The organism is Streptomyces sp. Mut1, assembly GCF_030719295.1.
Lineage (GTDB): Bacteria > Actinomycetota > Actinomycetes > Streptomycetales > Streptomycetaceae > Streptomyces > Streptomyces castrisilvae.
Genome location: NZ_CP120997.1, coordinates 4127956 through 4151263 on the forward strand (window position 1 = coordinate 4127956; position 23308 = coordinate 4151263).

Genomic DNA, 23308 nt, shown 5'->3' on the forward strand with positions numbered 1-23308 from the left:
ACGACGGCAATACGTGGACTGACGGCTTCTGCTGGCTCCACTGCGGCCAGCGATGGACCCGTGTTCTATGGATCGGCCCCGTGAGTGCGGCGGGCGCCTCTCCGACGGTTGCCACCAGGGACAACGCCTACGTGCCATGGCAGCAGCCGTCAGCGTGGACTCTGGCGTATGCGGCTCGCATTAGCGCAGCAGTAACGCGGAACCACGCCTTCGGGGCTCATGACGCGCCCGACCCCGGACGCGACGAGAACGCCATCTGACGGATGGATCTGGGGCGACGACCCGGCCTGCCGCTGGAGTGCCGTGCGCCACGCCGACGACCACATCCACATCCGTGCCGCCGCTGTCCGCGAAGTCGGTCTGGCGTACGGCGCGGCCCCCGGTATGGGCCAAGAGGCCAACCTGTTGTCGTCCATCTCCCTTTGGGAAGCGCCCTGTTGGGTATCCGTGGGCGCTTCTGTGGTTGAGAGATGGCAAATGGGGTGTGGCACACCGGATATGGCATAGAGATCAATCTGTCGCTGCCTGATCTCGGGCACCCCGGGCGTCCCGATCTGTTGCGGGAGATCACTGCCAGGGTCTCCGATCGCGATGCGCAGCTGCTTGAATGCCTCGCGCACCACGACGGGCGGGAATGCCTGTCGGAGACCGGTGGGAAGTCCCCGTGGACGTTCATCCGCCGAGGCAGAGCCGGGGGCCGACGGCCTCTCGTGGCCTCGCACCTGCCGATCACGCACAAGGCGGCCCCGGCGGAGAGCGCCCAGCACAAGGCCACCAAGGAACGGATCGTCGCGACCGCCGGACGGTACGGCCTGAACGCCGAGGCGGAGGTTCCCATGGCGAACCGGCGGAGCGTCTCGGACGCCGTCGTCACCGGGCCCGGTGGTCTCAGGGCCGGCTGCGAGATCCAGTACCACCGCCTCGGCCCCAGCAGCGTGCACTAGCGTTCGGTCCACGCAGTGGAGCACGGCATCACCCCGCTGCGGGTGGCGAAGGACCGGACCGCCTCCCTGATTGACCGCGCCCCTGGGTGCGCGTCGACGACATGTCGTGGAAGGACATTGTTGACCGCAAGGAGATGGTGATCCGCGGCGGCTACCGGCACCTCGAAGTCTGGAAGTGCGTACCGAGCAGCGATCGCCACTGCCTCCTCAGCGAGGGTGCCGGTCATTGTGGCGCGATTCACGCGGACTGGTTCGTGCCGGCGCTGTGCCTCCAGGAGGAGGAGCCGGTCTGCATCGAGGGGCTGGTTCTGCAGAGCACTGCAACGTGTGCCGGGCAGTCCTCAACGGGCGGTGGCCGGGGACTCCAGCCAAAGCTGGATCCACCAACGTCGAAGGCCCCCGCTGCAAGCAGCGGGGGCCTTCGACGTATTGCCCGGTGAGAGCAATGGCGGAGGATACGAGATTCGAACTCGTGAGGGGTTGCCCCCAACACGCTTTCCAAGCGTGCGCCCTAGGCCACTAGGCGAATCCTCCGTGGCAAACAATACAAGACGTTGAGGAGTGCTCGCGAACCCGTTCCCCGGGGAGGGGGTCCGGGGGTCCCGGAGGTGTGGGGGGTGGTGGGGGAGGTGGACTTGCGGGGGTGGGGATCGGTTAAGGTGGGCGTCAGCCCCTCACGTGGCGCTATCTGACTGAACTCCCCCAGGGCCGGAAGGCAGCAAGGGTAGGTTGGCTCTGGCGGGTGCGTGGGGGGCCCTTGCGTGCCCGGGGGCCGGTGGTGGCCCGGGGCGGGGCCGGTTGTCAGTCCGCCCCGATAACCTCGTAGGTGTGTCGTCCCTTGCGCTGTACCGCCGCTACCGCCCCGAGTCATTCGCCGAGGTCATCGGTCAGGAGCATGTCACTGACCCGCTCCAGCAGGCCTTGCGGAACAACCGGGTCAATCACGCGTACCTGTTCAGCGGCCCGCGAGGCTGCGGCAAGACGACCAGTGCGCGCATCCTGGCCCGCTGTCTGAACTGCGAGCAGGGGCCCACGCCCACGCCCTGCGGGGAGTGCCAGTCCTGCCAGGACCTGGCGCGCAACGGGCCGGGGTCGATCGACGTGATCGAGATCGACGCCGCTTCGCACGGTGGTGTGGACGACGCCCGTGATCTGCGGGAGAAGGCGTTCTTCGGGCCGGCGTCGAGTCGTTACAAGATCTACATCATCGACGAGGCCCACATGGTGACCTCGGCGGGGTTCAACGCCCTGCTGAAGGTGGTCGAGGAGCCGCCGGAGCACCTGAAGTTCATCTTCGCGACCACCGAGCCCGAGAAGGTCATCGGCACCATCCGGTCGCGTACCCACCACTATCCGTTCCGGCTCGTGCCGCCGGGGACGCTGCGCGACTACCTCGCCGAGGTGTGCGGCAGGGAGAACAGCCACGTCGACGACGGGGTCCTGCCGCTCGTCGTGCGGGCCGGTGCCGGTTCCGTGCGTGACTCGATGTCCGTCATGGACCAGTTGCTCGCCGGCGCGGGCGACGAGGGTGTGACGTACGCCATGGCGACGTCACTGCTCGGTTATACGGACGGCTCGCTGCTCGACTCGGTCGTGGACGCCTTCGCGGCGGGCGACGGGGCCGCGGCCTTCGAGGTCGTGGACCGGGTCATCGAGGGCGGAAACGACCCGCGCCGGTTCGTCGCCGACCTGCTGGAGCGGCTGCGCGACCTGGTGATCCTGGCGGCCGTGCCGGACGCCGGTGAGAAGGGTCTTATCGACGCGCCGGCCGATGTCGTGGAGCGGATGCAGGCCCAGGCGTCCGTGTTCGGGGCCGCCGAGCTGAGCCGCGCGGCCGATCTGGTCAACGAGGGGCTTACGGAGATGCGTGGCGCCACCTCGCCGCGCCTCCAGGTCGAGCTCATCTGCGCCCGGGTGCTGCTGCCCGCCGCCTTCGACGACGAGCGCTCCCTCCAGGCCCGGCTCGACCGGCTGGAGCGGGGCGCCTCCTTCGCCACGACCGGCCCCGGGCCCGCCATGGGCTACGTCCCCGGGCCCGAGGCCCTCGCCCACGCCCCGGCCGCCCCGCAGCCGGCCCCGCACAGCCCCGCCCCGCAGCCGGACGCCGGGTCGGGGCCCGCCGTCGCGCGTGCCGCGGTCCGGGGGGACGCGCCCCCGCCGGCCGCCCCGCCCGCCCAGCAGACACCGCCGCCCGCCGCCCCGCCCCAGGCCCCGCCCGCCGAGGCGCCCGCCGCCGGTCAGCGGCCCGGTGCCTGGCCCGCCGCGGCCGCCGCCCCCGAGCAGGGGCGCCGTCCCGGAGGCTGGCCCACGGCCTCCACCCCCGGCCGGGCGGCCGCCCCGCAGAGCACCCCCGCGGCCCCTGCCGCGCCCGCTGCCCCCGTGCCGGGCCCGGCAGCCGCTGAGCCCGCCCCGGGCATGACGCAGGGCGCCGGTCAGGTGCGCAACATGTGGCCCGACATCCTGGAGGCGGTCAAGAACCGCCGACGTTTCACGTGGATCCTTCTCAGTCAGAACGCCCAGGTCACCGGATTCGACGGCAGCACCCTGCAGATCGGCTTCCTCAACGCCGGTGCCCGCGACAACTTCGCGAGCAGCGGCAGCGAGGAGGTCCTGAAGCAGGCGCTGGTCGAGCGGTTCAACGCCCAGTGGAAGATCGAGGCGATCGTCGACCCGTCCGGGGGCGCCGGACAGCCCTCGCAGGCGCAGTCCGGCGGCCAGCGTCCGTACACCCCGCCGCCCGCCCCGCCTCGCCCCGCAGCGCCCGCGCCGCAGGCGTACGAGTCACGGCCCGCCTCCGCACCGGCCCCCGCCCCTGCCCCGCAGCAGCCGAGCGGCGGAGGGTCACAGGCCGGGCCCCCGCCCGCGTCGTACGCCGCCCCCGAGGCGCCCATGCCGGTCGCCCCCGAGGACGACATCCCTGAGGCCGACGACCCGGACCTCGTCGACTCCGCGCTCTCCGGGCACGAGCTGATCGTCCGCGAGCTGGGCGCCACCGTCGTGGAGGAGTTCACCAATGAGTAGCGCCAATGATTAGCGCCCACGAGTAGCGCCCACCAGTAGCGCCGAGGCGCGGCGCCGGACGGCCGGGCGCCAAGCGGCGAGGGGTGCACCGCCCCGCCCCCGTGTCCACGGATCGGCGCTCGTCAAGGGCGCCGCGCCCCGGCGGCTAGGCTGCACCCCGTGAAGGTCCTCGTCATCGGCGGCGGCGCCCGCGAACACGCCCTGTGCCGCTCTCTGTCCCTCGACCCCGACGTCACCGCTCTGTACTGCGCCCCCGGCAACGCCGGCATCGCAGAGGTGGCCGAACTGCACCCGGTCGACGCCCTCGACGGCGCTGCCGTCGCGCGCCTCGCCACCGAGCTGGGCGCCGGGCTGGTGGTCGTCGGCCCCGAGGCACCGCTCGTCGCCGGGGTCGCCGACGCGGTGCGCGCCGCGGGAATCCCGTGCTTCGGCCCGTCCGGCGCGGCCGCCCAGCTGGAGGGGTCCAAGGCGTTCGCCAAGGACGTCATGGCCGGGGCGGGCGTACCGACCGCCCGCAGCTACGTGTGCACCACGCCCGCCGAGATCGACACCGCGCTCGACGCGTTCGGCGCCCCCTACGTGGTCAAGGACGACGGTCTGGCCGCCGGTAAGGGCGTCGTCGTCACCGATGACGTCGAGGCGGCCCGCGCCCACGCGCTGGCCTGCGACCGGGTGGTCATCGAGGAGTTCCTCGACGGCCCCGAGGTGAGCCTCTTCGCGATCACCGACGGCACCACCGTGCTGCCGCTCCAGCCCGCCCAGGACTTCAAGCGCGCCCTCGACGGCGACGAGGGCCCGAACACCGGCGGCATGGGCGCGTACAGCCCCCTGCCGTGGGCGGACCCGAAGCTGGTCGAGGAGGTCATGCAGTCCGTCCTCCAGCCGACCGTGGACGAGCTGCGCCGGCGCGGTACGCCGTTCTCGGGGCTGCTGTACGCGGGCCTCGCGATCACCTCGCGCGGGGTCCGGGTCATCGAGTTCAACGCCAGGTTCGGCGACCCGGAGACCCAGGTGGTCCTGGCGCGTCTGCGGACGCCGCTGGCCGGAGTGCTGCTGGGGGCCGCCAACGGCACCCTGGACGCGCTGCCGCCGCTGAAGTGGCGCGACGACGCCGCCGTCACCGTCGTGATCGCCTCGCACAACTACCCGGGCACCCCGCGCACGGGTGACCCCATCGAGGGGCTGGACGCGGTCGCGGAGCAGGATGCCCCGCACGCGTACGTACTGCACGCCGGGACCCGGCTCGACGGCGACACGGTCGTCAGCGCGGGCGGGCGGGTGCTCTCCGTGACGGCGACGGCGGACGACCTCGCGGGCGCCCGTGAGCGTGCCTACGCGGCGGCGGCCAGGATCCGGCTCGACGGTTCCCAGCTCCGTACGGACATCGCGAAGAAGGCCGCGGAGGACGCCCGGACGGGGCAGCCCACACAGGCCTGATCCGAACGAAAACCCCTACCCCTCCGACCCCCTCTCACGTCGGCACCTTTGCCCAAAGCCATTCCATCGGGTGACGGCTGAGCCATCCGGATGACGCCCGTCGAACCCCCAACTAGGGTGCGGCGCAAGCGTTCCGGCACTTGGCCCACCGGCATTGCGATGTCGGTGGCGGGTGCCACAGTGGGGGAGTGAGCAACGCCGCCGTGGGGGCAGAGGGGGTGAAGTCCGGCCGTGTCAGGTACCGGTACAGGTGAGGAGCTGGGTGCGCGGGCAGCGCGTGTCCGGGCCCGCGCCCTGCTGCGCATCCGCGGCAGGGCGACAGCGGTCGCCGTGCTGCCCGCAGCACTGGCCGTGGTCCTGTTCGCCGCGGGCGCCCAGGGCTTCGCCGACGGCAGCGGCTGGGCCGCGGCGCGCTGGGCCGTGGCCGGCTGCGCGATCGTCGTCCTGCTGATCGCGGCGGCCGTCGCGACCGCGGTCGTACGGGCGAAGCCGGCGGTCAGCCCGACCGTCCCGCTCGGCGAGACGGCCGCCCCCGATCTCTACCGGCTGGTCCACGACCTGGCGGACCGGCTCGGGGTGCCCGCGCCCTCGGCCATAGCGCTCACGCCCGACTGCGACAGCTGGCTGGAGGACCGCAGCCATCCGTCGGCCGGTGGCTCCGCCCGGCGCGCGCAGGCGGCCCCCGTGCTGGTCATCGGCTCCCCGTTCCTGTGGTGGATGCGGGTCGCCGAGCTGCGCGCGGTGCTCGCCCCGGTCGTGGCGGGCACCAGTTCCTCCGCCCACCCCGACATAGCCGCCGCCCGGCGCTTCGTGCGGGGCCTCGACGGGGCGGTCGCCGACGCCTCCGTCCCCGCCCGGGGCCCGGTGCGCAGGGCGCTGCGGCTGCCGCGCGCCTTCGTCGGGCGGATCGCCCGGATACTGCTGCGCAGCTGCCGCGGGCACGCGACGGAGATGGAGAGGGGCGTCGCCGCCGCCGCGTCGACGCGCGCCCAGGCGGTGGACTACGGGCTGCGGATCGTCGCCCAGGAGCAGGTCGGCCTCGCCTACGCCGGCTGGGACCGGCTGCTCACCCGCGTCGCGCTGCCCGCCTGGCGGATGGGCCGCTGGCCCTCGCAGCTGGACGCGGGCGTCGTCTCCGCCCTCACCGAGCTCTCCCGCCGCGACCGGCTGGCCGAGGGATACGCCTCCCGGCTCGGCGAGCGTCCCGCCTGCGACCTGCTGGAGGAGCCGGGAGCGGCCGACGAGGCGGCATCCCTGCTGGCGGCCCGCCTCTTTCACGGCGGGCCCGCCGAGACGGGCCCCGACTGGGCCCCGGTGGACTGGCAGCAGTATCCGGACGAGGTGGTCGACCGGAAGTGGCGCTCGGAGGCGGCGCGGCTGCACCGCGTGCTGGACGCCATGGGCGTTCCGCCCGCCGCGGCCCTCGGCGGGGTGCCGACGCTGGCGCGCGTCGTGGAGCACCTGGAGACCGGGGAGCACGGCGGCGAGGAGCTGGCGGCCGGGATCAGCGCGGCGGTGGCCCGCGAGGAGGCCGAGGCTCAGGAGCGGGTCCCGGACGCGGCTCCCGGCTCCGCGCAGGCGGGCGGCTCCGCGGGTTCCGCTTCCGGCTCCGGCGACGACGTACTGGCCCTGTGGGGGCCCGATCCGCTGCCCCTCTTCCCGCTTCAGCCGCCCCGTACGGGCACCGATCTGCTCGCCGATCACGTCGCGGCGATGGTCTGCTGCGCCGCCGTGGACACGGCCGGTGCGGCGCCCGGTCTCGACTGGCTCGACGGACCCACGCTGCTGGTCGACGGCGAACGCCGGGCGGATCTCGGCAGCCCGGTCCTCAGCCTGATCGAGGACGGCGACGCCGGCCCGCTGCGTACCTGGCTCGCCTCGGTCGGTGTACGCACCGACAAACCGGTGCGTCTGGGCTGAAACGGGCGTCCGAAAAGAGACCTCGCAACGGACGTCCGAAAGAGGTCTCACCGGCAGGGTGGGACGGCCGAAGTGGCCGAGAACAAGTTCATAACCGGAGCAACAGGTTCCGTTCACGTCAATTCGCGACGAACGGTGACGGAGTGCGTGCGTTATGTGATGTGCTGGGGAACGGCGCTGACAGTCGGCGCATCACTGTTGATCCGGGGGCCTGAGGGAGGGGGAGCGTGATGGGGGCGGAACAGATCCGTCGGTGGGAATCGGGTGCCCTGGCGCATGCCGTGACCGATCCTTTCGGCCAGGGGCCGCTGCCCTGGCTGCGCGGCAGTGAGAACTACTTCGACGACACCGGCCAGGTCGTCCCCTGGTACGCGGACCCCACGCTGCCCCGTGGTTCCACCGACGGCGGCACGCGTACCGCCGACGACGTGCGCCGGCAGATCAAGGGCTTCGCCTCCACCGGAGCGGCCGCCCCCGGAGAGGCGATCGACTTCCACATCACGGTGGACCCGCCCCAGCAGTTCACCGTGGACGTCTACCGGATCGGCCACTACGGCGGCGACGGCGCGGCCAAGATCACCACAAGCCCGCGCCTGTCCGGCATCGTTCAGCCGCCGCCCCTCACCGCCGACCGCACCGTCTCCTGCCACCACTGGTGGCAGTCCTGGCGGCTCCAGATCCCGTCCTACTGGTCGATCGGCGCGTACGTCGCCGTGCTCACCACGCTCGACGGCCACCGGTCGCACATCCCGTTCACCGTCCGCGACGACCACCCGGCCGACCTGCTGCTGGTCCTCCCGGACATCACGTGGCAGGCGTACAACCTCTACCCGGAGGACGGCCGGACCGGCGCCAGTCTCTACCACGCGTGGGACGAGGAGGGCCGGCTGCTGGGGGAGGAGGACGCGGCGGTCACCGTCTCCTTCGACCGCCCCTACGCGGGCGCGGGCCTCCCGCTGCACGTCGGACACGCCTACGACTTCATCCGCTGGGCCGAGCGCTACGGCTACGACCTCGCCTACGCCGACACCCGCGACCTGCACGCGGGCCGGGTCGACCCCACGCGCTACCGGGGCCTGGTCTTCCCCGGCCACGACGAGTACTGGTCGGTGCCCATGCGCCGCACCGCCGAGCGTGCCCGCGACAACGGCACCTCGCTGGTCTACCTCTCCGCCAACACCATGTACTGGCAGGTCAGCCTCGGGCCTTCGGCGTCCGGCGTCCCGGACCGGCTGCTCACCTGCCGCAAGCGCCGCGGCCCCGGCAAGCCCGCCCTCTGGCGCGAGATCGACCGTCCCGAACAGCAGCTGCTCGGCATCCAGTACGCGGGCCGGGTGCCAGAACCGCACCCGCTCGTCGTGCGGAACGCGGAGCACTGGCTGTGGGACGCGACCGGCGCCGGTGAGGGCGACGAGATCGACGGCCTGGTCGCGGGCGAGGCCGACCGCTACTTCCCGCGCACCACGCTGCCCGAGCACGACAACCGCATCCTGCTCGCCCACTCCCCGTACCAGGACAGCGAGGGGGCGACGCGCCACCAGGAGACGTCCCTGTACCGGGCCCCGTCCGGCGCACTCGTCTTCGCCTCCGGCACCTTCGCCTGGTCGCCGGCCCTGGACCGCCCCGGCCATGTGGACCCCCGCATCCAGCGGGCCACCGCCAACCTCCTCGACCGCATCTGCAAGCGCGCCTGAACCACGGACTCCCCACCCGCTCCCGGGGCGTCCGGTCCGGCACCCCTCCGCAGCCGTCCGCACCCGGATACGGGACAATCGGAACGGTTCCTGGAACAACCTACGCGGAGGCAGCGTGTCCGGATTTGTAGAAAAGCCCGAGCCCGTGCAGGTACCGGGACTCACCCACCTGCACACCGGCAAGGTGCGCGACCTGTACCGGAACGAGGCCGGTGACCTCGTCATGGTCGCCAGCGACCGGATGTCCGCCTACGACTGGGTGCTGCCGACCGAGATCCCGGACAAGGGCCGTGTCCTGACCCGCCTCTCGATGTGGTGGTTCGACCAGCTCGCCGACCTCGTGCCCAACCACGTCCTGTCGACCGAGGTGCCCGCCGGGGCCCCCGACGACTGGGCCGGCCGCACCATGATCTGCAAGTCGCTGCGGATGGTCCCGGTCGAGTGCGTGGCCCGCGGCTACCTGACGGGCTCCGGCCTCACCGAGTACAACGAGTCCCGCACGGTCTGCGGCCTCGCCCTCCCCGACGGCCTCGTGGACGGCTCCGAGCTCCCGGGCGCCATCTTCACCCCCGCCACCAAGGCGGCCGTCGGTGACCACGACGAGAACGTGAGCTACGAGGAGGTGGCCCACCAGGTCGGCACCGAGACGGCCGCCCTGCTGCGCCGGACGACCCTGGACGTCTACGGCCGGGCCCGCGACATCGCACGCGAGCGCGGGATCATCCTCGCGGACACCAAGTTCGAGTTCGGCTTCGCGCCCACCGCCGACGGCGGCGAGGAACTGATCATCGCCGACGAGGTGCTGACCCCGGACTCCTCCCGCTTCTGGCCTGCCGCCTCCTGGGAGCCGGGCCACGCCCAGCCGTCGTACGACAAGCAGTTCGTACGCGACTGGCTGACCTCGCCGGCCTCCGGCTGGGACCGCGGGAGCGAGCAGCCCCCGCCGGCGCTGCCCCAGGAGATCGTGGACGCGACCCGCGCCAAGTACATCGAGGCGTACGAACTCCTCACCGGCACGCCCTGGAAGTAGCCCCCGCACACGAAGAAGCCCCCGGCCGAAAGGCCGGGGGCTTCTTGCTGAACAGAGCGGACGACCAGGTTCGAACTGGCGACCTCAACCTTGGCAAGGTTGCGCTCTACCAACTGAGCTACGTCCGCAAGCGCCGAAGCGCGAGGACTACTATACCCAACCCCGCTCCCGCGCGAGACGCACCGCCGCATGGCGGTTCTCCGCCCCGAGCTTCGAGGCCGCCGCCGAGAGGTAGTTGCGCACGGTCCCCTGCGACAGCGACGCCCGGTCGGCGATCTCCGAGACGGGCGCCCCGTCCGCCGCCAGCTCCAGCACCTCGGTCTCGCGCACGGTCAGCGGGGAGTCCCCCGCGGAGATCGCGTCCGCCGCCAACTCCGGGTCCACATAACGGTTTCCGGCGTGCACGGTACGGATGATCCCGGCCAGCTGGCGGGCGCTCACCGTCTTCGGCACGAACGCCCGCACCCCCGCCGCGAGCGCCCGCTTGAGGTGCCCGGGACGGCCGTGACTGGTCACGATCATCGTCCGGCAGTCCGGCAGCTCGGCCCGCAGCGATGTGGCTACGCTCACACCGTCCGCCCCCGGCATGTCCAGGTCCAGCACCGCCACATCGGGGCGGTGCGCGCGGGCCATGGCGAGCGCCTCCGGGCCCGTCGCCGCCTCCGCGACCACCACGAGGTCGTCCTCCAGCGCGAGGAGGGCGGCGAGCGCGCCCCGGATCAGATGCTCGTCGTCGGCGAGCAGCACCCGTACCGCGGTCATTGTCGTCCTTCCACAAGGCCCGGCCCCGGACCCACCATCACACCGGGACTCACCACGGAGCCCGGCCGCCCAGCCCCGGGCGCCGTCGGCCCGGGATCCCCAGCCCCGGGCGCCGTCGTCCCGGGAGCCCGCGCCCCGAGAACCCGCGCCCCGGGCACGGTCTCCCCGCCCCCGCCCCGGGAGCGTCCGGCCAAGTCGTCGGTGCCATTGGCCTCCTCCCGGTCGCCCAGCGGGACGGTCGCCGTCAGCCGGAACAGCCCGCCCTGTGCGGGCCCCGCCTCCAGTGAGCCGTCGAGCGCGCCCAGCCGCTCGCGGAGGCCGGCCAGCCCGGAGCCCTGAGCGGCGGGCGCAGCCGCCGTCGGCTGTGCCGTCGACGGCGACTGTGCCGTCACCCCGTCGTTCTCCACGTGCAGCACGGCGGTGTCCGCGGTGGTCTCCAGCCGGATCACGCAGCGCCGGGGGTCGCCGTGCCGCAGCACGTTGGTCGCCGCCTCGCGGACCACCCAGCCGAGCGCCGCCTGCACGGGCGCGGGCAGCCGCTCCCCGGTGCCGTCGCTCACCACGCACTCGATTCCGGCCGCGCTCAGCACCCCCTGGGCCCCGGCCAGTTCCGTGATCAGGCTGGCCTCCCGGTAACCGCGCACCACATCGCGCACCTCCTGCTGCGAGGCGCGCGCTATCCGCTGCACCTCGACCATCTGATCCACCGCCTCCGGCCTGCCGCGCTGCGCCAGCTCCACCGCCAGCTCGCTCTTGAGCGCGATCACCGCGAGGTTGCGGCCCATCACGTCGTGCATGTCGCGCCCGAACCGCAGCCGCTCCTCGGCCACGGCGAGCCTGGCCTGTATGTCCCGGGCCTGCTCCGCCTGCCACATCACGCTCATGCTCCAGGCGCTCGGCCGTACCGAGATCAGGACCAGCACGCAGCCGAACAGGGTGCAGGGCACCACGCCGGCCAGGGTGCCGCCCCGCAGTCCGGAAGCGGCGAGCGCCCCGGTCGTCAGGAGGGTGAGGCAGAGCGACTCGATGACGAACCGCCGGACCGGGACCAGGAGCACGCGCGTGATCACGAGTGCCATCGGGGCGTTCAGCGCCATGAGCAGCAGCCCCGATCCGTGCACCCCGTCCACGCCGGTCAGCGTCGCCAGCAGCCCGACGGCCAGGAGCATGAGCACCACGGGGGCGAGCAGCCGCCGCCCGGGGAAGACCGACGTCCCGAGGTAGTGCTCGTAGGCCACGGACAGATTGCGGTTGCTCAGCACGCACTGCGCCACGCTGACCAGGAGCAGCGCCACCCCCAGCGCCAGCGGCAGCGGCTCGTGCCGGATGTCGTGGTCGAAGGGAGCCCCCTGCCAGGCCAGGGTGAAGAGCCAGGGCATCGCGCAGATGGTGAACCGCGAGTACTGGTCTATCCGCTCCATCTTGCCGCGCTCCTGCCAGCTGCGGTGCCAGCCCCGAAGGCGCATCACGGCCCGTCCTCCCTGTCAGCGTCGCGGATCCCAGCGGAACCACCGCTGCACAGCAAACACGCCCACCGCCGTCCAGACCAACCCCGCCAGCGCCGCCCCGAGCACCTCCGTGCCTCCCGGTCCGCCGAGCCAGCCGGCCCGGATCAGGGTCATCACCCCGGTCAGCGGCAGGAGTTCGCAGAAGGTCGCCAGCCGGTCGGGGAATATCTCCAGTGGGACGAAGAAGCCGGAGCCCATCATCGAGACGAGGAACAGCGGCAGGGTCGTCAGCTGGGCGGTCTGCACGGTGCGTGTGATCACGGAGCTGACCGCGGCCAGAGCTGTCAGCAGCACCACGCCCAACAGCAGGCCCGCGAGGAGCAGTCCGGGGTGCTCGGGCGCGCCGAGTCCGAAGAAGGCCGTACCGGCGAAGACGATCACCAGGCTCTGTGCCAGGGCCAGCGCGCCCGCCGGCAGGGCGGTGCCCGCGAGGATCTCCCCGTCGGTGACCTCGCCAGTGCGCAGCCGCTTCAGGACCAGCTCCTCCCGCCGTGCCACGTACGCGGCGACCAGGTTCATGTAGACGGCCTGGAGCAGCACCGTCCCGATGCCGCCGACGAGCGCCGCCCCGGCCACGGTCATCCCGGTGCTCTTGAGGTCCACCTGCTCGAAGGTCGACTTCATAGCCATGATCATGGCCGCCGGCATCAACAGCGCGACGAAGATCGCCGTGCGGTTGCGGGCGAGCAGCGTCAGCTCGGCCCGCCCGAGAGCCGTCAGGCGGGTCCGGGCCGTGGTCCCCGTGCTGGGCTCCGTGGCCGGTGCGGCGGTGGTCGCGGTCGTCATGGAACAGGCACCTCTTCGGTCTGGGCGGCGGATTTCGCGATGTCGAGGAACGCCTCTTCGAGCGAGGCGGACCGGGCGTCGAGCGCCAGCAGCGGAACGTCGGACTCCGCGGCCCAGCGCAGCAGTTCGGTCAGGGACTCCTGGAGCCGGTGCGTGCGGATCTCGATCCGAGGGCCGTCGGCGGCGGCGCGGAGCTCCAGGGGCAGCCGCGCCGCGGGTATGCCGTGGGGCAGCTCGAAGCGGATGCGGGCGGGGCGGGCGGCCGTCACCTCGGCGGTGGTGCCCGCGGTCACGATCCGGCCGCGGTGCATGATCGCCAGCCGGTCGGCGAGGGCCTCGGCCTCCTCCAGGTAATGCGTGGTGAGCAGCACGGTGATGCCGTCCTCCTGGAGGCGGCGCACCAGCTCCCAGGTGTCGCGCCGGCCCTCGGCGTCGAGACCGGTGGTCGGCTCGTCCAGGAAGAGCACCTCGGGCCGGCCGAGCAGGGCGAGCGCCAGGTCCAGCCGCCGCCGCTCGCCGCCGGAGAGCTGTTTGACGCGGACGCGGGCCCGGTGGCCGAGCCCGACCAGCTCCAGGGCCTCGCCGGTCGGACGGGCGCCGCTGGTGCAGCCCGCCCACATCCGCACCGTCTCGGCCACCGAGAGGTCGGACGGGAAGCCGCCCTCCTGGAGCATCACGCCTATCCGTGGGCGGACCCGGGAGCGCTCGGCGTACGGATCGTGGCCCAGCACCCGGACCGTGCCGGCGTCGGGGCGGGCGAGGCCCTCCAGAAGCTCGACGGTGGAGGTCTTTCCGGCGCCGTTCGTGCCGAGCAGGGCGAACAGCTCGCCGCGCGCCACGCTGAAGGAGACGCCGGTCACGGCCTCGAAGCCGCCGGCGTAACTGCGCCGGACGTCATCCGCCTGGATCACGCACTCACGGGACATGTCGTCGCTGGTCATGTCTCAAGGTTTCCTCCGCCGGACGGCCGACGGCAGTGCGCGCTGTCACCACCACCCATGACAAACGTCATGGGTGGCGCGAAGCGGGCCGGGAAAGCCCCTGGTGACGCGCCGAAGAAGCGGAAGCGCCGAAATACGACCAGGGCTCCCTGTACGAGCAAGACCCCCGAAGCGAGGAGGACTGCCGGTACGGCGAAGTCCAGGTACGGCGAAGATCCAGGTACGGCGAAGACTCAGGTACGAAGAAGGAGACGAAGAGGATCTCGGCATGACGAAAGCCCCGGTCGAAATCGACCGGGGCCTTCGATATGCGAGCGGACGACCAGGTTCGAACTGGCGACCTCAACCTTGGCAAGGTTGCGCTCTACCAACTGAGCTACGTCCGCATTGCAACCACTCGGCTTTCACCGGTGGAGCGAGCATCGCTCTACCCGATCCACCGGAGTGGTCGTGAAGAGCGATGCAGAGCGGGTGACAGGAATTGCACACTGCGCCTTCCCCCTGGAAGGGGGATGTTCTGCTACTGAACTACACCCGCACGCTGCTTGGGGTTCGGCTTTTCGGCCTTGCCCTTCGGCGTGCTCCAGACTCTAGCCGACCTGCGGGGGTGTCGCGCAAGTCGGCTCCCGCGAGGCGTCGCCCGGCGCCACCCTGACGGGGCGTCGGGCGCGTCCGCCGCGCGGGTCCGGCGCGGTCGGCCGGCCCGCCCGCCGGTCCGGGCGCAGGATCAACTGGCTTCCTGGAACGCCTCGTAGACGCTCTTGGGAATCCGGCCCCGGGTCGGCACGTCCATCCGGTGCGAGCGCGCCCAGGCGCGCACCGCCGCGGGGTCGGGTGCGAGCGAGGTGTGCCGGTACGAGACGGGAACCTTGCCGCGTTTGCTGGCATTTGTCTGCTTACGACCGGCCGCCATGTACGGGGCCAGGGCTTTGCGCAGTTTCTTTGCGTTGGACGGATTGAGGTCGATCTCGTACGACTTCCCGTCGAGGGCGAAGGAGACCGTTTCCGCCGCTGTTCCCCCGTCGATGTCGTCGGAGAGTGTGACCACTACGCGCTGCGCCACGGATATCGGTCCTTTCCTACGGCGTCGACGCGTCTGACATGCGTCGATGCCTGCCTTCCGGCTGTGAGCGCGGATGCGGCCCGACTGTTGTCGGTGTCGCGGGGACAATGCTGCTTTCCCTGGTAATCATTTGTACAGCGACTGGTGCCGCATTGTGAAGCCCGCCCAATTACCTGCGCGTGTCCGCCCGCTATGTGTGCCGCCCGCGATCATTTGTTTCGCGGGATTTTCGTGGCCGGTGATCGGTCGATATCTCGGCGTGATCTGCCCCGTTTGATATCTACCCGCGTAGAATTTCCGGGCAGGTACGCTGAGTGGACCCGCGGGGGTCTGGGGAACCCCCCGGAGAAACAGCCGCACCACACCACCACACCGGGAGTGCCAGTGGCACGCGTCGTAGTCGACGTCATGCTCAAGCCCGAGATCCTCGACCCGCAGGGACAGGCGGTGCAGCGCGCACTGCCCCGTCTCGGCTTCGAGGGAATCGCGGACGTACGTCAGGGAAAGCGTTTCGAGCTGCAGGTCGAGGGGCCGGTCGACAACGCCGCCCTCGCCCGTATTCACGAGCTGGCGGAGACCTTCCTCGCCAACACCGTGATCGAGGACTTCACCGTCAAGGTGGAGAACGCCGAGGAGTCGAAGTGACTGCTCGTATCGGAGTCGTCACCTTTCCGGGCACGCTCGACGACCAGGACGCCCTTAGGGCCGTACGGGTCGCGGGCGCCGAACCCGTATCGCTGTGGCACCGCGACAAGGACCTGCACCAGGTCGACGCGGTCATTCTCGCGGGCGGTTTCTCCTACGGCGACTACCTGCGCGCCGGAGCCATCTCCCGGTTCTCGCCGGTCATGGAGACGGTGATCGAGCAGGCGAGGGCGGGCATGCCGGTCCTCGGCATCTGCAACGGCTTCCAGATCCTGACCGAGGCGCATCTGCTGCCCGGCGCGATGCTGCGCAACAACCACCTGCACTTCATCTGCCGCGACCAGACCCTGCGCGTCGAGAACGCGGAGACCGCCTGGACCTCGGACTACTCCGCGGGCCAGGAGATCTCCGTACCGCTCAAGAACATGGACGGCCGCTACACCGCCGACGAGCACACGCTCGACGAGCTGGAGGCCGAGGGCCGCGTCGCCTTCCGCTACGTGGGCCGCAACCCCAACGGCTCACTGCGCGACATCGCCGGCATCACCAACGCCGCGGGCAACGTCGTCGGCCTGATGCCGCACCCGGAGCACGCCGTGGAGCCGCTGATCGGCACCGGTCGCACCGACGGTCTCGGTTTCTTCACCTCGATCATCAAGAAGCTGGTCAACGCATGAGCCTGGACACGGTCAAGCACGCGGCCGAAACCCCGGACACCGAGCAGCCCTGGAAGGAACTCGGCCTCAAGGAGGACGAGTACACCCGCATCCGCGAGATCCTGGGCCGCCGTCCCACCGGCGCCGAGCTCGCCATGTACTCGGTGATGTGGTCGGAGCACTGCTCGTACAAGAGCAGCAAGGTCCACCTCAAGCAGTTCGGCGAGAAGGTCCCGGCCAACGACGCCATGCTCGTCGGCATCGGTGAGAACGCCGGTGTGGTCGACGTCGGCCAGGGGTACGCGGTCACCTTCAAGGTCGAGTCGCACAACCACCCCTCGTACATCGAGCCCTACCAGGGCGCGGCGACCGGCGTCGGCGGCATCGTCCGCGACATCCTCGCCATGGGCGCCCGCCCGGTCGCGGTCGTCGACCCGCTGCGCTTCGGCGCGGCCGACCACCCGGACACCAAGCGCGTCCTGCCGGGCGTCGTCGCGGGCATCGGCGGCTACGGCAACTGCCTGGGCCTGCCGAACATCGGCGGCGAGGTCGTCTTCGACGCCTGCTACCAGGGCAACCCGCTCGTCAACGCCGGCTGCATCGGCGTGATGAAGCACGAGGACATCCACCTCGCGCAGGCGTCCGGCCCCGGCAACAAGGTCATCCTGTACGGCGCCCGGACCGGTGGCGACGGCATCGGCGGCGTCTCGGTGCTGGCCTCGGAGACCTTCGAGTCGACCGGCCCGGCCAAGCGCCCCGCCGTCCAGGTCGGCGACCCGTTCCAGGAGAAGCTCCTCATCGAGTGCACCCTGGAGATCTTCAAGGAGAAGCTCGTCGCGGGCATCCAGGACCTCGGCGGCGCCGGGCTCTCCTGCGCCACGTCCGAGCTGGCCTCCGCGGGCTCCGGCGGCATGCGCGTCGAGCTGGACACCGTGCCGCTGCGCGACTCCTCCCTCTCGCCCGAGGAAATCCTCATGAGCGAGTCGCAGGAGCGCATGTGCGCGATCGTCGAGCCGCAGCACGTGGACCGCTTCCTGGAGATCTGCGAGAAGTGGGACGTCATCGCCACCGTCATCGGTGAGGTGACCGAGGGCTCGCAGCTGGAGATCTTCTGGCACGGCGAGCAGATCGTGGACGTGCCGCCGCGGTCCGTCGCCCACGAGGGCCCGACCTACCACCGCCCGTACGCCCGCCCCTCCTGGCAGGACGCGCTCCAGGCCGACGACGCGGGCAAGCTGGCCCGCCCGGCGAACGGCGCCGAGCTGCGCGAGCAGGTCCTCAAGCTGGTGTCCTCGCCGAACCAGGCGTCGAAGTCCTGGATCACGGACCAGTACGACCGGTTCGTGCAGGGCAACACCGTGCTCGCGATGCCCGAGGACGCCGGCATGGTCCGCATCGACGAGGAGTCCAACCTCGGCGTGGCCATGGCGACCGACGGCAACGGCCGGTACGCGAAGCTCGACCCGTACACCGGGGCGCAGCTCGCGCTGGCGGAGTCGTACCGCAACGTCGCCGCCTCCGGCGCCAAGCCGCTCGCCATCTCGGACTGCCTGAACTTCGGTTCGCCCGAGGACCCGGACGTCATGTGGCAGTTCGCCGAGGCCACCCGCGGTCTCGCGGACGGCTGCCTGGAGCTGGGCACCCCGGTCACCGGCGGCAACGTCTCGCTGTACAACCAGACCGGTGACACGGCGATCCACCCGACGCCGGTCGTGGCCGTGCTCGGTGTGATCGACGACGTCACGCGGCGCACGCCGGTCGCCTTCGCGGAAGAGGGCCAGCTCCTCTACCTGCTGGGCGACACGGGCGAGGAGTTCGGCGGTTCGGCCTGGTCCGAGGTCGTCCACCAGCACCTCGGTGGCCTGCCGCCCAAGGTGGACCTGGGCCGCGAGAAGCTGCTCGCCGAGATCCTGATCTCGGCCTCCCGCGACGGCATGATCGACGCGGCGCACGACCTGTCCGACGGCGGTCTGATCCAGGCGGTCACCGAGTCCTGCCTGCGTGGCGGGAACGGCGCCCGGCTGGTCGTGCCGGACGGCCTGGACGCGTTCACGCTGCTGTTCTCGGAGTCCGCGGGCCGCGCGGTCGTCTCGGTGCCCCGCAGCGAGGAGCTGCGGTTCAACGACATGTGCGGGGCGCGCGGTCTGCCCGTGACCCGCATCGGTGTCGTGGACGGCGACGAGATCGAGGTCCAGGGCGAGTTCTCCATCCCGCTGAGTGAGCTGCGTACGGCGCACGAGGACACGATCCCCGCGCTGCTGGCGTAGCCCGCGGGCAGTTCGCCCATGCCGAGGCCCCCGACCGGTCCGACCGGTCGGGGGCCTTTGCGATGTGCGTACGGGAAATACCGGGCCGTGCCGTACGGGAGCGGTCAGGCCTTCCTACGGGCGCCCGGGAGCCGGGTGGACAGGATCAGGGCGAGGACCATCACTCCGGTGGCGCAGGCGAAGACGACGTCGGCCGATGAGGCGAAGGCGTCCAGGGCCTGGCGCCGGGCCGCGCCCGTGAGCCCGCCGATGTCGCTGGTCGTCCCGCCGGGGCCCTTGGCCGCGTAGGCCCTGCTGAGTACGGCTCCGAAGACGGAGGCCCCGAGCGCGGTGCCGAGGGTCTGGAAGAACCGGACGCCGGTGGTCGCCACGCCCAGCTGACTCGGCGGGGCGGCCTCCTGGACCAGCTGGATGAGCTGGCCGATGAGCTGCCCGAAGCCGATCCCCATCAGGAGCATCGCGCCGCGCACCGTCCACAGCCCGGTGTCCGTGCCGAGCGTGGTGAGGACGGCGAGGGCGGCCGAGGCGAAGACCGTGCCGCTGACGACGAAGGTCTTCTGCGACCAGCCTGTCGCGACGAGGCGGCCCGAGACGAGGCCGACGACGGTCATGCCGATGGCCATCGGGACCAGGAAGAGCCCGGCCGAGGTCGCCGCGACACCCCGTACGACCTGGAGGTAGATCATCACGTAGACGATCGACCCCATCATCGCGACACCGACCAGGCCCTGGATCGCGAAGCCGTAGCGCATCGGCCGGAGGCCGAAGAGGGAAAGGGGCAGGATCGGTTCGGCGGCCGTGGCCTGGCGCCACAGGAACAGGACCAGCGCGGCGACGGCGGCCACGGCCAGGCCCACGACGGTGGGCGAGGTCCAGGCGTAACGTCCGCCGCCCCACTCGGTGACCAGGAGCAGGGCGGTCGAGAAGGCGGCGGCCAGGCCGGCGCCGAGGAAGTCGATGCGGTGGCGGGTGGTGCGTACGGGGAGCCTCACCACGACGGCCGCGCCGGCCAGGACGGCGATGCCGACAGGCAGATTGACGTAGAAGATCCACCGCCATCCGGCGTGGTCGGCGAGGGCGCCGCCCAGCCAGGGTCCGAGCGCCATGCCCGCGCCGGCGATGATCCCGCCCAGGCTGCCCTTCGAGTCGCCGCGCTTCGGACCGGGCCCGGCCCCGCCGTCGTTCGCCCGCGCCGCGGAACCCAGCTCGTGCAGGACGACCATGGTCACGCTCATCAGCCCGCCGCCGCCGATGCCCTGGAAGGCGCGCGCGGCGATCAGCCCGCCCATGGACTGGGCCATTCCGCACAGTGCCGAACCGGTGAGGAAGGTGGCGAGCGCCCCGATGAAGACGGTTTTCGAGCCGAGGGTGTCGCAGAGCTTCCCGTACAGCGGCAGCGCGGCGGTCGCGGCGAGCTGGTAGGCGGCGATCAGCCACGGGATCCGGTCGACACCGTGGGCGGGGTCGAGATCGCGGACGATCGGCACGGTCGCCGAGGACACGATGTTCGAGTCCAGCACGGCCAGCAGGATCGTGACGATGCAGAGTGCGACGGCGACGGTGACGCGGCGGTCGGTGGCCGGCCGCTCGGTGACGGCCGCCTGTGGAGGCACGGTCGCGGTCTTCGATTCGGGCATGGCAGGGCTCCCCCTCCTGAGCGGCGCGGGCTCCCCGCCGCTGCGTGGAGTCCCACTGTCCAGACAATCATGTACCGAGTCAAGTTTTCGCCTGGGATTAATTTTCATCCTGGTACAGTGAGGTCATGACCGAGGGGATGGGCCTGCGCGAGCGCAAGAAGATCGAGACGCGACGTCGTCTGCTGGCGGAGGCCACGAAGCTCTTCGGCGAGCGCGGCTTCGACCAGGTCTCGGTCGCGGAGATCGCCGAAGCGGCCAACGTGTCGAAGATGACCGTCTTCAACTACTTCGACAGCAAGGAAGACCTGGTCTTCGCGCCGATGGAGGAGCACGTCGGCGACGCCGCCCGGATCGTGCGGGACCGCGCGCCGGGCGAATCCGTGGTCGCGGCCATGCGCCGGCACTTCCTGGAGGCCGTCGAGCGCCGGGACCCCTCGGTGGGCATGAGCGACCACGAGGTGGCGCTCGGTCTCATCCGGCTCATCCAGCAGACACCGGTGCTGCTCACCCGCGCCCACGCCTTCTTCGTCGGCACCCTCGACGAACTCACCGACGCCCTGATCGAGGAGGGCGAGGAGCCGGCCATCGCCCTCGTCGTCGCCTCCCAGGTACTCGGCGCCCACAACGCGCTGATCACCGAGAACCACCGGCGCCTGCTGGCCGGTGAATCGGCCGACGCGATCGCGGCGGACGCCGTCAGGCTCGCCGGCCGGGCCTTCGACCTGCTGGAGACGGGCCTCGGCGACTACGCGACCCGGGCCTGACGGGCGGGGCACCCGGCGACCGGGCCGCCCGCAGCCGCGCGTCGCCGGCCCGCATCCCGAGCCCGCGTCGCCGGCCCGTGGGCCCAACCCGCGTCCCCAACCCGCGTCCCGAGCCCGCGTCCCCGGCCCGCGTCCCCAACCCGCGTCCCGAGCCCGCGTCCCCGGCCCGCGGGCCCAACCCGCGTTCCGAGCCCGCGGGCCCTGCCCCAGCCCCAAGCTCCCTCCCCGCCCCCTTCTCGTTCCGACTGTCCTGTCAGTGCCGCGCCGTAGGCTCCTCACCATGCCGCCCTCGCAGAAGCGCCCCCGTCGCTACGACCCGGTCAGGACCCGCACCGCGGTCCTGGCCCAGTTCGCGCGCGTACGGGAAGCCGTCCGCACCCTGACCCCGCGGCAGCTCGCCTCCCCGAGCGGCCTCGGGGACTGGACGGTGCGCGAGCTGGCCGCCCACATCACCATGGCGCTCTCGCACGTCAGCCGGACCCTGGAGCTCCCCGCCCCGCCCCTGGCCAGGCCCGAGGTCTCCCTCGCGCGGTGGCCGTTCACCACGGCGGAGCGCGCCCCGCGCATAGCGGACGACACCGCCGCGCGCGCCGTGGACGCCCCGGACCTGGACACGCTGTACGCGGAGGTCGCCGCCCGCTTCGAGGCGCTGGTGCCGGCCGCGTCCGAGGACCGGCTGCTGGCGACCAGGGTCGGAGCGATGCGCCTCGGCGACTTCCTGGTCACCCGCACCGTGGAGCTGGTCGTCCACACCTACGACCTCAACGAGGCGACCGGGCTCTCCATCCCGTACGACCGGCAGGCGCTCGCCGCGTGCACCCGGCTGCTCGCCGACGCGCTGGCGGAGAAGGCGCCCGGCGGCTCGGTCGAGGTGCGGGTCCCGCCGTTCGCCGTGGTGCAGTGCGTCGAGGGCCCGCGCCACACCCGGGGCACCCCGCCCAACGTCGTGGAGACCGACCCGCTGACCTGGATACGGCTGGCGACCGGGCGTACGCGGTGGGAGCGGGAGGTCGACGCGGCGAAGGTCGGGGCCAGCGGCGAGCGGGCCGACCTGTCCGCCCTGCTGCCCCTCATGGGCTGACGGGCCGGTTCCGGTTCCGGCGGCCCGGCAGGGGAACCGGATCGCCCGTGCCCGCCGTCTCACCGGCATGCAGCTCTCCACGCAGCCCTCCACGCGGCGACGGCACCTGGCCGTCGGCCTCCTGGCCCTGCTCGCCCTCACCGCCTGCGGCACTGAGTCGGCCGACGGGACCGGCGCGGGCTCCTCACGGGCCGCCCCCGCAGGTGACAGCGGCTCCGCACAGCCGGCCGAGTCCCTCACCGGTATGCGGTGGAACGTCGACGCGCTGACGGTCGACGGGCGGCGCACCAAGGCCCCGGCCGGCGCGCACCTGGAGATCGACACGAAGGGCAGGGCCGGCGGCAGTTACGGCTGCAACCGGTTCACCGCGCAGGTGCGGCTCGACGGCGACACCCTCACCGTCGAGCAGGGTATGACCACCGCTATGGGCTGCGAACCGGCCGTCCAGCGCTTCGAATCCCTCCTGGCCGACGCCTTCAAGGGCAGGCTCACCGTCACCGTGAAGGACAAGGCGGTCACTCTGACCACCGCGAAGGGCGACACCATCACCCTCACCGCGAGCCGCCCGGTCCCGCTCGCGGGCACCGACTGGCGGGTCACCACGCTGGTCACCGGCACCACCGCCTCGTCCGTACCCAGCGGCACGGAGGGCGGGGCGCGGATCACCTTCGGCCGGGACGGCACGGTCCACGGCACCCTCGGCTGCAACACCTTCCGGACCACGGCAGAGGTCTCCGGCTCCACGATCACCTTCGGCCCGCTCACCGCCACCCGGAAGACGTGCCCGGACCCCGACATGCGGCTGGAGCACGCCGTACGCGAGGTGCTCGACGGGACCAGCACGACCTTCGCCATCGACCAGCGCACGCTGACCCTCACCACTCAGGGCGGCGACAAGGGGATCGGCGCCTCGGCGGCCGAGGGGAACGGCTGAAGGGAACGGCTGAGGGGAAGGGGTGAGGGGAACGGCTGAGGGGAACGGCCGAGACCGGTCCGGTGGATCGGGCCCGACCGGGCCCGACTGGGCCCGGCCGCTACCGGCCGCCGGCCCCGAGAAGCCGCATACCGGGCGGCGGCGGTGTGAGGCTCGCCACGAAACGACCGTTCGGGCCCTGCCCGCACGGCCGCCGCGAGCCGCCTCACACAGCGCCA

General features: G+C 72.0%; 18 protein-coding genes, 4 tRNA genes and 1 other RNA gene. 13 read left to right on the forward strand and 10 right to left on the reverse strand.

Translation table 11 applies throughout. The features are described from left to right. The first annotated feature begins 710 nt into the window (after window positions 1–710). Entirely contained in the window at window positions 711–944 is a 234-nt protein-coding gene (locus tag P8A18_RS17705; RefSeq protein ID WP_306055808.1) for a hypothetical protein, read from the forward strand. A 446-nt stretch (window positions 945–1390) separates the two neighbouring features. On the opposite strand, the gene P8A18_RS17710 is transcribed toward P8A18_RS17705, so the two are convergent. Next, window positions 1391–1478: transfer RNA gene (locus P8A18_RS17710), tRNA-Ser, on the reverse strand. A gap of 132 nt (window positions 1479–1610) precedes the next feature. Between P8A18_RS17710 and ffs the strand changes: the two genes are divergently transcribed. The 6 genes from ffs (at window position 1611) to P8A18_RS17740 (ending at window position 10046) form a co-directional block, all read left to right on the forward strand. Further along, an RNA gene (gene ffs / locus P8A18_RS17715) (signal recognition particle sRNA small type) lies at window positions 1611–1705 on the forward strand. Window positions 1706–1772: 67 nt separating this feature from the next. Further along, entirely contained in the window at window positions 1773–3965 is a 2193-nt protein-coding gene (locus P8A18_RS17720) for a DNA polymerase III subunit gamma and tau (protein ID WP_306055810.1), read from the forward strand. Window positions 3966–4124: 159 nt separating this feature from the next. Next, window positions 4125–5402, forward strand: coding sequence for a phosphoribosylamine--glycine ligase (gene purD, locus P8A18_RS17725; RefSeq protein ID WP_306055811.1), 1278 nt, complete (start codon window positions 4125–4127; stop codon window positions 5400–5402). Window positions 5403–5633: 231 nt separating this feature from the next. After that, window positions 5634–7322 carry a M48 family metalloprotease gene (locus P8A18_RS17730; protein ID WP_306055812.1) on the forward strand — a complete coding sequence of 563 codons (1689 nt, stop codon included), beginning with the start codon at window positions 5634–5636 and terminating at the stop codon, window positions 7320–7322. A 230-nt stretch (window positions 7323–7552) separates the two neighbouring features. Continuing rightward, a complete protein-coding gene (locus tag P8A18_RS17735; protein WP_306060969.1) occupies window positions 7553–9016 on the forward strand; it encodes a N,N-dimethylformamidase beta subunit family domain-containing protein in 1464 nt (487 codons plus the stop codon). Between the two features lie 115 nt (window positions 9017–9131). Further along, window positions 9132–10046, forward strand: coding sequence for a phosphoribosylaminoimidazolesuccinocarboxamide synthase (locus tag P8A18_RS17740; protein ID WP_306055813.1), 915 nt, complete (start codon window positions 9132–9134; stop codon window positions 10044–10046). A gap of 55 nt (window positions 10047–10101) precedes the next feature. Here P8A18_RS17740 and P8A18_RS17745 read toward each other — a convergent pair. The 8 genes from P8A18_RS17745 to P8A18_RS17780 all read right to left on the reverse strand — a co-directional run bounded on the left by P8A18_RS17745 (window position 10102) and on the right by P8A18_RS17780 (window position 15106). Further along, window positions 10102–10174 (reverse strand) — tRNA-Gly (locus P8A18_RS17745). A 22-nt stretch (window positions 10175–10196) separates the two neighbouring features. Further along, window positions 10197–10808, reverse strand: a complete 612-nt coding sequence (locus P8A18_RS17750; RefSeq protein WP_306055814.1) for a response regulator transcription factor — start codon at window positions 10806–10808, stop codon at window positions 10197–10199. After that, window positions 10805–12274, reverse strand: coding sequence for a sensor histidine kinase (locus P8A18_RS17755; RefSeq protein ID WP_306060971.1), 1470 nt, complete (start codon window positions 12272–12274; stop codon window positions 10805–10807). Before P8A18_RS17755 ends, P8A18_RS17750 begins: the two co-directional genes overlap by 4 nt. Window positions 12275–12292: 18 nt before the next feature. Then, complete coding sequence (locus P8A18_RS17760; protein ID WP_306055815.1) at window positions 12293–13102, reverse strand: ABC transporter permease; 810 nt, start codon at window positions 13100–13102, stop codon at window positions 12293–12295. Further along, window positions 13099–14043: an ABC transporter ATP-binding protein gene (locus P8A18_RS17765; RefSeq protein ID WP_306055817.1), complete on the reverse strand. Its 945-nt coding sequence runs from the start codon at window positions 14041–14043 to the stop codon at window positions 13099–13101. Before P8A18_RS17765 ends, P8A18_RS17760 begins: the two co-directional genes overlap by 4 nt. A gap of 313 nt (window positions 14044–14356) precedes the next feature. Next, window positions 14357–14429: transfer RNA gene (locus P8A18_RS17770), tRNA-Gly, on the reverse strand. A gap of 80 nt (window positions 14430–14509) precedes the next feature. Next, window positions 14510–14581 (reverse strand) — tRNA-Gly (locus P8A18_RS17775). 189 nt (window positions 14582–14770) lie between these two features. Continuing rightward, complete coding sequence (locus P8A18_RS17780) at window positions 14771–15106, reverse strand: histone-like nucleoid-structuring protein Lsr2 (protein ID WP_306055818.1); 336 nt, start codon at window positions 15104–15106, stop codon at window positions 14771–14773. A gap of 384 nt (window positions 15107–15490) precedes the next feature. On the opposite strand from P8A18_RS17780, the gene purS reads away from it, so the two are divergent. The 3 genes from purS to purL are packed head-to-tail and all read left to right on the forward strand — an operon-like array spanning window position 15491 to window position 18674. Continuing rightward, on the forward strand, window positions 15491–15751 hold the full coding sequence (gene purS, locus P8A18_RS17785) for a phosphoribosylformylglycinamidine synthase subunit PurS (protein WP_306055819.1): 261 nt from the start codon (window positions 15491–15493) through the stop codon (window positions 15749–15751). After that, the gene (purQ, locus tag P8A18_RS17790) at window positions 15748–16428 is read left to right on the forward strand and encodes a phosphoribosylformylglycinamidine synthase subunit PurQ (RefSeq protein WP_306055820.1); all 681 of its coding nucleotides are present in this window, start codon (window positions 15748–15750) and stop codon (window positions 16426–16428) included. Before purS ends, purQ begins: the two co-directional genes overlap by 4 nt. Beyond that, window positions 16425–18674, forward strand: a complete 2250-nt coding sequence (purL, locus tag P8A18_RS17795) for a phosphoribosylformylglycinamidine synthase subunit PurL (RefSeq protein ID WP_306055821.1) — start codon at window positions 16425–16427, stop codon at window positions 18672–18674. Before purQ ends, purL begins: the two co-directional genes overlap by 4 nt. 104 nt (window positions 18675–18778) lie before the next feature. Here the strand turns inward: purL and P8A18_RS17800 are convergent, their stop codons facing one another. Continuing rightward, the gene (locus tag P8A18_RS17800) at window positions 18779–20311 is read right to left on the reverse strand and encodes an MFS transporter (RefSeq protein ID WP_306055822.1); all 1533 of its coding nucleotides are present in this window, start codon (window positions 20309–20311) and stop codon (window positions 18779–18781) included. 125 nt (window positions 20312–20436) lie between these two features. Here P8A18_RS17800 and P8A18_RS17805 point away from each other — a divergent pair, with 125 nt between their 5' ends. The 3 genes from P8A18_RS17805 to P8A18_RS17815 all read left to right on the forward strand — a co-directional run bounded on the left by P8A18_RS17805 (window position 20437) and on the right by P8A18_RS17815 (window position 23090). After that, window positions 20437–21075, forward strand: coding sequence for a TetR/AcrR family transcriptional regulator (locus P8A18_RS17805; RefSeq protein ID WP_306055823.1), 639 nt, complete (start codon window positions 20437–20439; stop codon window positions 21073–21075). 280 nt (window positions 21076–21355) lie between these two features. Continuing rightward, a complete protein-coding gene (locus P8A18_RS17810; RefSeq protein WP_306055824.1) occupies window positions 21356–22156 on the forward strand; it encodes a maleylpyruvate isomerase family mycothiol-dependent enzyme in 801 nt (266 codons plus the stop codon). 67 nt (window positions 22157–22223) lie between these two features. Further along, the gene (locus P8A18_RS17815; protein ID WP_306055825.1) at window positions 22224–23090 is read left to right on the forward strand and encodes an META domain-containing protein; all 867 of its coding nucleotides are present in this window, start codon (window positions 22224–22226) and stop codon (window positions 23088–23090) included. Window positions 23091–23308: the final 218 nt, after the last annotated feature.

What these genes read in the sequence shown, in the direction of transcription:
- P8A18_RS17735 (WP_306060969.1), top strand. Translation starts at nt 7,553, where the DNA reads ATGGGGGCGGAACAGATCCGTCGGTGGGAATCGGGTGCCCTGGCGCAT.
- P8A18_RS17750 (WP_306055814.1), bottom strand. Translation starts at nt 10,808, where the DNA reads ATGACCGCGGTACGGGTGCTGCTCGCCGACGACGAGCATCTGATCCGG.
- P8A18_RS17755 (WP_306060971.1), bottom strand. Translation starts at nt 12,274, where the DNA reads ATGCGCCTTCGGGGCTGGCACCGCAGCTGGCAGGAGCGCGGCAAGATG.
- P8A18_RS17760 (WP_306055815.1), bottom strand. Translation starts at nt 13,102, where the DNA reads ATGACGACCGCGACCACCGCCGCACCGGCCACGGAGCCCAGCACGGGG.
- P8A18_RS17765 (WP_306055817.1), bottom strand. Translation starts at nt 14,043, where the DNA reads ATGACCAGCGACGACATGTCCCGTGAGTGCGTGATCCAGGCGGATGAC.
- purL (WP_306055821.1), top strand. Translation starts at nt 16,425, where the DNA reads ATGAGCCTGGACACGGTCAAGCACGCGGCCGAAACCCCGGACACCGAG.
- P8A18_RS17800 (WP_306055822.1), bottom strand. Translation starts at nt 20,311, where the DNA reads ATGCCCGAATCGAAGACCGCGACCGTGCCTCCACAGGCGGCCGTCACC.
- P8A18_RS17805 (WP_306055823.1), top strand. Translation starts at nt 20,437, where the DNA reads ATGACCGAGGGGATGGGCCTGCGCGAGCGCAAGAAGATCGAGACGCGA.
- P8A18_RS17810 (WP_306055824.1), top strand. Translation starts at nt 21,356, where the DNA reads ATGCCGCCCTCGCAGAAGCGCCCCCGTCGCTACGACCCGGTCAGGACC.
- P8A18_RS17815 (WP_306055825.1), top strand. Translation starts at nt 22,224, where the DNA reads ATGCAGCTCTCCACGCAGCCCTCCACGCGGCGACGGCACCTGGCCGTC.